Annotated in this window: 11 protein-coding genes; 4 read left to right on the top strand and 7 right to left on the bottom strand. The window is 46.8% G+C overall.

Annotation, left to right across the window (positions count from 1 at the left end; genetic code table 11):
• Positions 1–341: 341 nt before the first annotated feature.
• Positions 342–764: a hypothetical protein gene (locus tag LAY57_RS33420; protein ID WP_249071503.1), complete on the top strand. Its 423-nt coding sequence runs from the start codon at positions 342–344 to the stop codon at positions 762–764.
• Between the two features lie 669 nt (positions 765–1,433).
• On the opposite strand, the gene LAY57_RS33415 is transcribed toward LAY57_RS33420, so the two are convergent.
• The 6 genes from LAY57_RS33415 to LAY57_RS33390 form a co-directional block, all read right to left on the bottom strand.
• Positions 1,434–3,539 carry a cation:proton antiporter domain-containing protein gene (locus LAY57_RS33415; protein ID WP_249071502.1) on the bottom strand — a complete coding sequence of 702 codons (2,106 nt, stop codon included), beginning with the start codon at positions 3,537–3,539 and terminating at the stop codon, positions 1,434–1,436.
• A gap of 97 nt (positions 3,540–3,636) precedes the next feature.
• Positions 3,637–4,284, bottom strand: a complete 648-nt coding sequence (locus tag LAY57_RS33410) for a hypothetical protein (protein ID WP_249071501.1) — start codon at positions 4,282–4,284, stop codon at positions 3,637–3,639.
• A 109-nt stretch (positions 4,285–4,393) separates the two neighbouring features.
• Positions 4,394–4,588, bottom strand: coding sequence for an NAD(P)H dehydrogenase subunit NdhS (locus LAY57_RS33405; RefSeq protein WP_249071500.1), 195 nt, complete (start codon positions 4,586–4,588; stop codon positions 4,394–4,396).
• Positions 4,589–4,704: 116 nt separating this feature from the next.
• Positions 4,705–5,958 (bottom strand): rod shape-determining protein RodA, encoded by a 1,254-nt coding sequence (rodA, locus tag LAY57_RS33400; RefSeq protein ID WP_249071499.1) that lies wholly within the window; start codon positions 5,956–5,958, stop codon positions 4,705–4,707.
• Positions 5,959–6,061: 103 nt separating this feature from the next.
• Positions 6,062–7,132, bottom strand: a complete 1,071-nt coding sequence (locus LAY57_RS33395; protein WP_249071498.1) for an Mrp/NBP35 family ATP-binding protein — start codon at positions 7,130–7,132, stop codon at positions 6,062–6,064.
• 146 nt (positions 7,133–7,278) lie between these two features.
• A complete protein-coding gene (locus tag LAY57_RS33390) occupies positions 7,279–7,752 on the bottom strand; it encodes an SRPBCC family protein (protein WP_249071497.1) in 474 nt (157 codons plus the stop codon).
• A 192-nt stretch (positions 7,753–7,944) separates the two neighbouring features.
• Between LAY57_RS33390 and hemF the strand changes: the two genes are divergently transcribed.
• Positions 7,945–8,979, top strand: a complete 1,035-nt coding sequence (gene hemF, locus LAY57_RS33385; protein ID WP_249071496.1) for an oxygen-dependent coproporphyrinogen oxidase — start codon at positions 7,945–7,947, stop codon at positions 8,977–8,979.
• 416 nt (positions 8,980–9,395) lie between these two features.
• Positions 9,396–9,767 carry an STAS domain-containing protein gene (locus LAY57_RS33380; RefSeq protein WP_249071495.1) on the top strand — a complete coding sequence of 124 codons (372 nt, stop codon included), beginning with the start codon at positions 9,396–9,398 and terminating at the stop codon, positions 9,765–9,767.
• Between the two features lie 53 nt (positions 9,768–9,820).
• Here the strand turns inward: LAY57_RS33380 and LAY57_RS33375 are convergent, their stop codons facing one another.
• Positions 9,821–10,432 (bottom strand): chromophore lyase CpcT/CpeT, encoded by a 612-nt coding sequence (locus tag LAY57_RS33375; protein ID WP_249071494.1) that lies wholly within the window; start codon positions 10,430–10,432, stop codon positions 9,821–9,823.
• Between the two features lie 183 nt (positions 10,433–10,615).
• Between LAY57_RS33375 and psb29 the strand changes: the two genes are divergently transcribed.
• Positions 10,616–11,353: a photosystem II biogenesis protein Psp29 gene (psb29, locus tag LAY57_RS33370; RefSeq protein WP_249071493.1), complete on the top strand. Its 738-nt coding sequence runs from the start codon at positions 10,616–10,618 to the stop codon at positions 11,351–11,353.
• Positions 11,354–11,485 lie beyond the last annotated feature (132 nt).

Genomic DNA, 11,485 nt, shown 5'->3' with positions numbered 1-11,485 from the left:
CAAGGGGGACAAGGGGGACAAGGGGGACAAGGGGGACAAGGGGGACAAGGGGGACAAGGGGGACAAGGAGGACAAGGGGAACAAGGGGAACAAGGGGGACAAGGGGAACAAGGGGAACAAGGGGGACTCTTTGTGCCAACCAACTACTCATGACCTCACCCCAATTTGACAAATTTACTTATTTATGGTAAAAAACCACATTTATTTTTATTCCCCTATCAACCAAGAGGTTACGCCTACAAGAGGTTACGCCTAAAGAAGCACTGGTATTGGTATAAAAGACAACAAATCCCTATTTTGCATCCATCCAAAGATATATTAGTATCCACCTTTAGGTATACTTGGCAAAACAGCCTTTCGGTTTCCCAAAAGCCGATCGCACTCAGCAACAAACAGAGGTGGCAAGGATGAACCAATTAGACTTAGAACGAGAAATCGCCAAAGTGACTATGGGCATAATGACCCGAAAAAGGCAGATTGCTTTAGATATAATCGCCAATCTCAGCAGTCAAATGACGCTTGAGGAAGTATCTGCTGTATTAATCGTGAGTCTTGAGCGTTTGATCTGGTTTGACGGAGAATTATTTTTATGGGCTGTCGAAACTCTCCTTCCCGTTGATATTAAACAGGAAATCAGAAGAATAATGTCACTAAATACTTATAAACGGTTAATTGCCAAGGGTTTTATCCCAGGGGAAGATTTTAGTATAAATGCAGATGGCACGTTGCTACAGAAATCTTACCCCAGAGCTTATTCAGTCTAGGGGAGAGGGGGAGAGGGGGAGAGTGGGGGAGTGGGGGAGAAGGAACAACATTGAGGCAGAAAAAGGGGGTAGCTAACCAGGATTTGGGATAAGAGGAGATTTATCAATCCAAAATCCTCTCATCCAAAGGAAACTACATATAGCAACCGCCTTGGCGGTTAAGACAGTATTAAACGCTAAAAGTAAGGCGGAGACTGTGTTTCTACTCAGCACTCAGCACTTTGCTATATCACTGCGCCGAGTAATCAATCTCTTCTGATTGAGAGGAAAATGTACGGATTTGATACCAAAATGTGATGCGAAACTTTAATCTCCCCCTATTAGCCGATTAAAAATCACTAGAAATCAGTAGAAATAAATCGCAGCGATGAGGGAATAATAGAGAGAGACAAGGCTAAGGAGGCCGATTCATGACTACCTACATTTCCTTTGGAGCTGGACTTCAGATGCTGGCTGTTGCTTACTTGGTTTCAGCGTTTCTGTTAGTGGCGGGTTCTTACATTTGTTTTTCAATAATTGAAACCCTGGAAGAAGGGGGCCTAATATAACCCAACTCCTGCCCTTATCGCTGGCTTGATTTAAAGATCGATAAACCGCATAATTACTCTAAATTGATGAGATCCTCTCTTTTGGGGCGCAATTCAAAATCGGTTGACCAATGACGAACAATTAACTTGAAATAGCATTTGTAGTGGGCGAATTTGGGGAAGAAATGCCAGTAAGTGTCCGTTGAGGTTCTCCCAGCATCACCAAAGAGCAAGTTAGTTGCTGTACCAGCTGAGTCGTCACATCACTAATGACCAATCCACCAGCTGTTCGCTGTCGTTTTGAGCGCAGGATAACCAAATCGGAGGATCTCGCAGCATTCAGTATTGCTTTTACCACATTATCGTGGGGAGTGATTTGAATTTCAAAGTTATTGTGAGGCACCCATTTTGAGGCGAGTAGAGTCAGCTGAGACTGGTTCCAAGCGCGTCGGCTTGATGTGATTCTGCGATCGCATATATGTAACAGCGTCACTTGTGCCTGATTCGCCTCAGCTAGAATTTGTGCAAACCTCACAGGTAGCACCGCCTGGGCTGTTAAATTTTCAATCGGAACCAAAATGCGCCCTATTTGCATCGGCGAATCGAGTAGGCGCATTACCGCCACCGGACAATGAGCCGCCCAAAGCACGCTATCAATCAGGTTGCCAAACAAGCGAGCCCGAAACCCAGTTCTTTTACCCCAACCCATCACAATCAGACTGGCATTTTGTTCGCGACTCGCACGGCTAATTCCTTGGGCGACGCTATCGTCAATTCGCAGTAGCGGCTGGGCCTCCAAACCGAGTTCTCGACTCAGTTGCGCTGCCTTTTCCAGCAGCATATCACCCCGCTGCTGAGCTAGTTCTAGTTCTGGGGCATCCATGTGAGCGTGAGCCTGAGCGATCGCTAACGCCACAATCCTACCGCTCTCATGGCGTGCCAACAAAGCTGCCATTTCAATTAAATATCGCTGGGTCTGAGGATTATAAACCGGAACCACTACAGTAAAACCCGATCGCGTTGCACTTACAAATTCCTCATCAAGAGCGTTTGCCCCAATATCCAAATTGGTTTCCGGTACAGTTAGCCCCACAGCAACCCGACTCGTAATCAATGGCCCCAGAGTTGCCGTCACCACCATCAACACAAGAACGCTATTCAATACCGCTTCAGTCAGCAACCCAGCCTTATAACCCACCAACGTCGCCGCTAAAGTTGCCGCCACCTGCGGCAGCGACAGGGACCACATCGTCAGCATTTCCTGCCAGTTGTAGCGATAAACCAGTTTGGCAAACAAAGCCGCCAAAAATTTACTGCCAATCAAACCCGCCACAACCGCTAGTGTCAGCCAAATCGATCCCAGACTTTTAATAAAACTTGGGATATCTATCAGCAATCCCATATCCACAAAAAAGATGGGAATGAACAGGACACTACCAACAAAAATAACTTTTTCTTTTACCGGCCCTTCGCCCACAGCATCATTCACTGCCAAACCAGCCAAGAAAGCACCGACAATTTTTTCGACTCCGATCAGCTGAGCTCCCAACGCCGCCAGAAAAACCGCCAGGAGTACGAACAAGAACTGATTGCCCTCATCATCCCCTGTGCGGCGAAAAAATTCTCTTCCCGCCCAATCAAAGCCAAACAAAACGATCGCAGAGTAGACAATCAACGAACCCAGCAGGGTAATGAGGCTGACAATGGTAAAGTTCCCCTTATTAATGCCGATACAAACTGCTAAAACCAGTAAAGAGCCAATATCGGTGAAAATTGTCGCCCCAATAGTGACGGTGACGGCTTCGTTCCCTACAACCCCCAAACGACTGACTATAGGATAAGCCAACAGAGTATGAGAGGCAAACAAAGAGCCAATCAAAATCGAAGCGTTCCAGCCAAAGCCAAACATACGCCCCACGATCGTTCCTACAATCAGAGGCACTAGAAAAGTAAAAGTGCCAAAACCAGCCGATCGATGCTTAGTTTTGCGGAATAATGCCATATCAATTTCTAGCCCTGCCACAAACATCAGATAAACTAATCCAATATCTGATAGCAGCTTCATCGTCGGCATTTCTTTCTGAAGTACATTCAGCGCGTTAGGGCCGAGTACTACTCCCGCTACCAGCAAACCCACTAATCCCGGCAATCGCAGTCGCTCGAAGAGGGCGGGTACGGTTAAAATGACCACCAGCAGAATCGCGAAGGGAACGATCGGCTCGTGAAAAGTTTCTAAGGCTGATTCCATAACTAGCAGCAGGGAGAGATTTATAAATGTTGAAAGTTGACTTTGAATTAAGCCAACTTTATTAACTCAAAACTCATTCCTCAAAATTGAAAACTCTCTAAGGGTGGATTTGACTTAAAATTACTCTTAAGCGATCGTAGTCATCTCTGAGCAACACGCTCAAATTTCGTCCGGCGTTCACTAACCAAGTGCGATCAGCTTTTCTGAGTTGATAAATCTCCCTCATCGCAGCGGCACATAGAGCATCCACAGCCGCTCCATTCACCTGCAACAGCGTCCGCATAAAATCTAACTGTTCGCTAAAATTAATTATTTCTTGCGGTTCGCACCTGTAAACGCTTTGGTGAATCTGAGGAGGACGCGGTGGTAGGTGCTGGTAAATGACTGGTGTTCCCCGCGATGGTGGTTTATACCCCACAATTGCAGACCGAAACTCAGTTTTGAGCATGGCAAAAATCTGAGGTTGTTCCTCTCTCAATTCTTCTAATGTCATGCCTAAAGCTCGCGCTCGATGGATGGAGTCGATCGGCATAGTAGTGGCATGATAAACCACAGCGTAGATTTGATTGCTCGATTCTTCATCCACCGACCTTACCCAACTGCCAAAAGGCGGCATGGCTGGAAAGCTCAGAGTATCTGGCTCTAGACATTGTGCTAAAAACTCTGTCGTTGCCGTTTCTATTACTTCAGCAAAGTGGTTGGGGTGGCGCTGACTGGCTGCAAATTGTGGGAGAGGAAGACGCATAATTGTGACTAATGAGTAATTTCAAATTTCAAATTTCAAATTTTAAATACTTCAATTTTAAATCTAAAATCTAAAATTTTAAATCTAAAATTACCCATCACCTTTTCACTTACTTTTTTTTGCGTCCAGCAGTGGCATCTACCAATTCTATTTCTGACAGGCGGAAAGTTATCAATTTATCCCAATTTCCGCCTTCAAAAAGAACTGCTGCTTTACCGTCGCTAACCCGTTGAACTAGCCCTTGATAACCGTAGTAAGTATCGGCTATATTCTTCACGCGAACTGCTGAACCTGGCAAAATCATGATTTTCTCCTCTCTCGATCTGCTTGTAAGCGAACTTGCCTGTTGGCGACTATCCGCTTTTATTAGTATTAAACGTTGATTTTAATAGCTGGGTTAATTGCAACTGAAACCCAAAACTATTGAAACCTGCGTAGCTGTCGATAATTTGCCACCGATTCCACCAGTCCTATGGAAATAAAATTGGTGAGCATTGCGGAACGCCCGTAACTTATCCAAGGTAGGGGAATTCCTGTTACTGGTGCTAAGCCAATGGTCATGCCTATGTTAACAATTACCTGAAATACGATCATGGCTAGGACGCCGATCGCCAATAAGGAACCAAAATTGTCTTTGGCATTCTCAGCAATCATTATTAAGCGCAGACAGACTAACCAGAAGATTATCATCACCACAATACAGCCCACAAAGCCGAGTTCTTCGCCAATAGCTGAGAAGATGAAATCGGTGTGCTGTTCGGGAATAAAGTGCAGCTGAGTTTGAGTTCCCTGAGTAAGACCTTTGCCCCACATCTGTCCGGCACCGATCGCAATGCGAGATTGGATCAGGTGGTATCCTCCTCCCAATGGGTCTTTTTCTGGGTTCAGGAACAAAATCAATCTGTTTTTTTGATATTCCTTCAATAGACCCCAAAAGATATGCCCGATTTGCCCTCCGACAAAGTTGATTGCGATCGCACCCGCCCCACCCCACCAGCGCCAAGGCAGAGTGGTAAAACCAATGACGCACATAAGTGCTGTCCAAGCGAACCACGCCGGTAAATAAAAGTTGAACACAATTGCGGCAACCACTGGAGAAACAAACAGTATCAACCAGCCTGGATTTGTATTGGCCCAGTAAAGCATCCCTACCGTAATAGCACCAAACACCAAAGACGTACCCAAGTCAGGCTGTACAAATATTAATAGCCAGGGAACTGCTGTGATTGCCAAGGCTTTGGCGAAAGATGGAATCGTCGAAGCCCCGTTAGAGTGTATGACTGCCGCCAGAGTAATAATCAAACCTAACTTGGCAAATTCAGAAGGTTGAAAATTGAAGCCGCCGATACTAATCCATCGCTGAGCCCCTTTGGCGCTATAGCCGATCGCCATTACCGCAATCAAAGAAAAGTTGGTTAAACCATAGATGATCCAGTGCCACTGGAGCAAATTTTCGTAGCGGCAGCGGGCCAGGAAAAGTGCCAGTCCGAAGCCGATCCCACCAACAAGCCAGTGCTGCCACCAATCAGTCACTGGCAGATTCAATTCTGCACTGCGGATCATCAGACCGCCAAAAAAGCTCAGTCCTACAGGCATTGCAAAAAGCCACCAGTCTACTTGTTGCCAGAATATAAACCAAGATTTCCAGCGAATGGGGTTTAGGAAATTCAACATAAGTTAATGGGTAATTGGTAATGGGTAATTTTAGATTTTAGATTTTAGATCTAAATTCAATCTGCAATCTGCCATTTGAAATTCCTAAATTACCGATTAGCTATCAGGCTAAAGCAGCTACAGAAACTTTGCCAGCGATCCGCTGGGCGATCGCACTCAGGGCTTTCGCTGAGGCACAATCCGGTTCTGCCACTACTATGGGTAAACCGCGATCGCCTCCTTGGCGTAAGGATATTTCTAGAGGCACGCACCCCAGCAACGGCACACCCAACTCAGCAGCCGTTTTCTCTCCCCCGCCAGACCCAAAAATATCGTATTGCCGATCGGGCATATCTGGTGGAATAAAATAGCTCATATTTTCCACAATTCCCAAAACCGGCACTCCCAACTGCTGGAACATTTTTAAGCCCTTACGAGAATCGAGCAGAGCCACATTTTGGGGCGTCGTCACGATCACCACACCCGCCATTGGCACAGCCTGAATCAAGGTTAGCTGAGCATCGCCAGTACCGGGAGGCATATCCACAATCAAGTAATCCAGTTCGCCCCACCGCACCTGATACAAAAACTGGCGGATAATGCCATTGAGCATCGGGCCTCGCCAAATCACGGGTTGGTCTTTGCCAATCAAAAATCCCATCGAAACTAACTTTACACCGTGATTAAAAGCTGGCTCCAAAAGTTCTCCTTGGGCAGTTTGTTCCACTATCACCTTGGCATCTGCCAGTCCCAGCATCATCGGTGCGTTCGGGCCATAGATATCCGCATCGATCAAGCCCACTTTAGCACCCGATTGAGCCAAAGCCACCGCCACATTAACAGCAACAGTGCTTTTTCCCACGCCACCCTTGCCGCTGGAAATAGCCAAAATATTTTTAACACCGGGAATTCCGGTGCGATCGGCCACTCCTTTTTGCTGAGGTGTTTCTGCGGTGACTGCGATCGCCACATCTTTCACCCCTGGCAGCTGGCGGACTGCTTTCTGGCAATCCTCGACGATAAACTCGCGTAAAGGACAGGCGGGCGTTGTCAGCACCAAAGTAAAACTGACATTACCGTCCTCAATCTTGAGGTTGCGAATCATGTTCAATTCCACCAAGCTCTTACGGAGTTCGGGGTCTTGCACTGGGCGCAATACTTCTAAAACCGAGCTGGCATCGAGAATGTCAGACATTGTGTTTTTTCCCCTAGCTGTGAGGGGCGATTTCATAATTAACTGTTATCAAATCTTAACTTTAGTCGGTCTGCGTTTAACGGAGTTAGGGAATGGGAAATTTTAGATTTTAGATCTGAAATCTGAAATTTCCCGAATGCCCTTCATCAGGGGTTTTGTTCGGCTGCGTGAGCTAATTGAGCCGCAACCCGCGCTGCACTCGGTCGGATCAGCGACCAGATCAGGGGCGACAACCACCCTCGCAGCGTAATAGAATACGAAATCTCAGTACCGCAGACGGTGGACTGAACTTTGTAAGTCACTCTTTCCTCCAGCCCCGGTAAAGTCAGAATTCGCACCGTTAACAATTCCCTGGGCCTTACTTGCTCGACGAAAATGCGAATCGGAATCGGAATCGATCGCGTCACAGCCTGATAAATCAAGCCAGGTTTGGCAACTAACCCCTTGGGAACATTGGTGCTTGCCAGCAGGGGATGCCAGGAAACATCAGCTAAATCTGTCACTTTTTGCCATAAAGCGTCCACCGAAGCCGAACTGAGGGCTTGATATGTACAAGCTAGAGAAAAGAGCCACCAACGCCTTTGAGGACGATCGGTGGATTTGGAGGAAAAATTGGGCATTATTACGCTCCTCCCGCTGCTATAGCTAGGGACTAGGGGCTATATAAAGTCAAAAGTCAAAAGTCAAAAGTCAAAAGAAGAAACAAGAAAGAAGAAAGGGGCTAGGGGTGACCCAATTCGAGTTAATCTAAAGACTCGCGGACAATTAAACCACTGTTCGGTTGAACTAAATTAAATTGCTTTTTTGAGATTATGACGGCTTTTTCAACTTCCGAGGCAACAACCAACAAAACGATGCCTCCATCTGACTCAAAGCATCGGGTCACCCAGTTTATGCAACAGTTGCAGGACGAAATTTGTCAAGATCTGCAACGGCTAGATGGCATTGCTACTTTCACAGAAGACTCCTGGGAACGACCTGAAGGGGGCGGCGGTCGTTCTCGCGTGATGCGCGAGGGGGCTGTATTTGAGCAGGGCGGCGTTAACTTCTCGGAGGTTTGGGGCGACCATCTGCCGCCCTCAATTCTGACGCAACGCCCAGAAGCGGCTGGACATCGCTTTTACGCGACCGGCACTTCGATGGTGTTGCATCCCCGCAATCCTTATGTGCCAACAGTACACCTTAACTATCGCTACTTTGAAGCTGGGCCGGTTTGGTGGTTTGGCGGGGGCGCTGACTTGACGCCATACTATCCGTTTGCAGAGGATGCTGCCCATTTCCATAAAACTTTCAAGCAAGCCTGCGATGCCCACAATTCGGAATACTATCCTACGTTTAAACGCTGGTGCGATGAGTATTTTTATTTAAAACACCGGCAGGAAACGCGGGGCGTGGGCGGACTATTTTTTGATTACCAAGATGGGCAAGGCCAATTGTATAAAGGGCCGGATGCCAATGGGCCAGCGGCAGTTTACAGTGCCGCTCTCAGCAATATAGAGCCCCGCAGCTGGGAAGATTTGTTTGGGTTTATCAAAAATTGCGGTCGCGCATTTTTACCGGCTTACGTGCCGATTGTGGCGCGACGCCAAGGGATAGATTATGGCGATCGCGAACGCAATTTCCAACTCTATCGCCGTGGTCGTTATGTGGAATTTAACCTCGTTTACGATCGGGGTACAATCTTTGGACTCCAGACAAACGGACGTACCGAGTCGATTCTGATGTCTTTACCGCCCTTGGTACGCTGGGAATACGGGTATCAACCGGAACCCAATACACCAGAAGCCCAGTTATATGAAATTTTCTTAAAGCCCCAAGATTGGGCTGAGTGGACTGGTGCTGCATAAGATTTACAGAAATCCTCTCTAGTTTTATCCCACTACCTTTTGGGGTTGGGATAAAACTGGTAATCGGTGGTTAAAGCCATAGTCGATGTTAGAGTGGGAAAAGCGTCACACCTCCGAAATGAGAGTTAGACCGCCTGCGTTACGGTATAGTGTGGTAGGTAATTCCAAGTCCGGCACCCTAATTCAGGTGACGGGAGATTTTAGCCCCAGAGGCTATAAATTTTTGCCTTAACCTGTGGACAATAACTTGAAAAATAATAAATACTATTGCCAGTGAACCCACAGGGAAAGCAAAAATGACAAGCTTCATCTCAGGTTTGGCCTGATGTATGTACTGGCTGTGTTTCTATAAAGAGCGATCGGGTTGAGGCTATGTGCAAAAGCTGTAGAAAGTTACGATTTAAAGGGGAGGGGCAGTGATCCATATCGAGCAAAAAACACACACGCTCCAAGACGGCACTACTGTTATCGTCTTGACGCCTACAGGGCGCTTAGATATTACGACGGCATGGCAATTTCGCCTCAAGTTGCAGGAGTGTATTTCCAAACTCAGCCGTCATGTGGTAGTCAATCTCGGTCAGGTTAATTTTATCGACAGTTCCGGTCTGACTTCATTGGTCGCAGGAATGCGAGATGCTGACAAAGTGAAAGGAAGTTTCCGTATTTGCAACGTACATCCAGAAGCCAGACTGGTGTTTGAGGTTACGATGATGGACTCGGTGTTTGAAATTTTTGAAACGGAAGATGATGCTCTAGAGGGTGTTCCCCGCAACAGCATGGCGTCTTGAGCTAGGCTTGGGCCCTTCTTGTAGGCAAAGGAACCCTTTGCCTCGATCGGGCTTTATGAAGGCAGTTCGGCAGAAAAGTCTTGACGCTTACTGAAGCGGTAAGGGCCCATAATAGCTCCCCACAGAGCTTTGCCAGTTTCCGGTTCGATTCCTTTGTCATAACTAAGAAATTCTGCGGAACTGGCCTCAAATCCGAGCGAAACCTGGTAAGTTTCGTCCTTATAGTTGAAGCAGCAACGAGTGTTTGGTGGTAAAGACGCTTGAAAGTGATAAGCGCTCTGAGCGATCGGGCCTTCGGTAACATTAAGAGTGCAACCCGGCAGCAGTTCTATGCGATCGCTCAAAAGCCTTTTTAGTAAATCTGGGTTGCGACCAGCACCTATCATAGAAGATGGATCTTTAATGGCGTAGTACTGCACCTGGATCGAGGACTCCGAATCCCTGCTGTCCTGTAGCCGCATGATGCGCTGGCGATAAGCTTTCTCCGGGTAAAGATAGTTGGCTTGCTCCGCAAACAGAGTGAGGCTGTCTTCCAAAAACAAAGGCACGGGTCGCTGCCAAAGGCGTAGATGCACGTACCAAGCCGGAGAGTCGCGAGCTTGGTCTTTATTGTCAAACTCACCAGCCATGTAGCCAGCTAGAGCGATTAATTTAGGAGAATACATTGTTGTAGGCTGCTGAAAATAAAATACATCTGTTCTCAAAAAACCAGATGGCAATCCTGCATTTTACCCGATCGCAACCAACAGGCGCTAAATTACTCACTAGCCCATTCTTGCTGCGATCTGCTTGGCAAACTTACACTTAAACGAGACAATAAAGTTAAATCATTCTTAAAAATGCTTTCCGTGAATAACGTCCGCACTGTTTCAGATACTAAGCGAACTTTCTACAACCTTCACACTCGTCCCATCAACACTATTTACCGGCGAGTGGTCGAAGAATTGATGGTAGAAATACACTTGCTGTCGGTCAATATCGATTTTCGCTACGACCCTATCTATGCTTTGGGAGTTGTGGCTTCCTTTGACCGCTTTATGCAAGGCTATCGACCAGAAGCGGATAAAGACCCTATTTTTGACGCCCTCTGCAAAGCAGTAGAAAATGACCCGCAAAGGTACAAGCAAGATGGACAATGGTTGGAAGGATGGGCAAAAAGTCGAAATTCTCAGGAAATTGTCGAAATTCTCAGTCAAGGGTCTGAGTTTAGCAACTCCGGAGATTTGCGACCAACGCTACAAGCTATAGCCAACAACTCCAACTTCAAGTACAGCCGCTTGTTTGCTATTGGTTTGTTCACCCTCCTAGAAGTGGCAGGCTCTACCATAGTTAAAGACACCAAACAGTTGACTGAGGCGCTCAAACAGATCGGTGCGGCGTTGCACTTACCAGAAGACAAACTGCAAAAAGATTTAGAACTCTACCGCAGCAATCTAGATAAAATGGCCCAAGCGCGGTTAATGATGGAAGATACCGTCAAAGCCGAACGCAAAAAACGAGAGCAACGCGCCGCAGATAGAGGTGTAGTCGTTGCGCCCCCAAACGGTCAAAAAGACTCGATCGATAAGTCTAGTAGCTCTAATTAATTCTGAGAGATGCAATAATCATTTTTTGGCTATCTCTCAGAAACAGAAAAAAAACGGCTCTTTCGGAGTTGCTATGCTTTTGTTCACCTAAGAACATTTTTATTTCTTTTCGCCTCTCCCACTCTGCCACTC

This window comes from Argonema antarcticum A004/B2 (assembly GCF_023333585.1).
Taxonomy (GTDB): domain Bacteria; phylum Cyanobacteriota; class Cyanobacteriia; order Cyanobacteriales; family Aerosakkonemataceae; genus Argonema; species Argonema antarcticum.
Note: the sequence above shows the minus strand (reverse complement) of the source record. Positions and strands in the feature narration are given on the sequence as shown.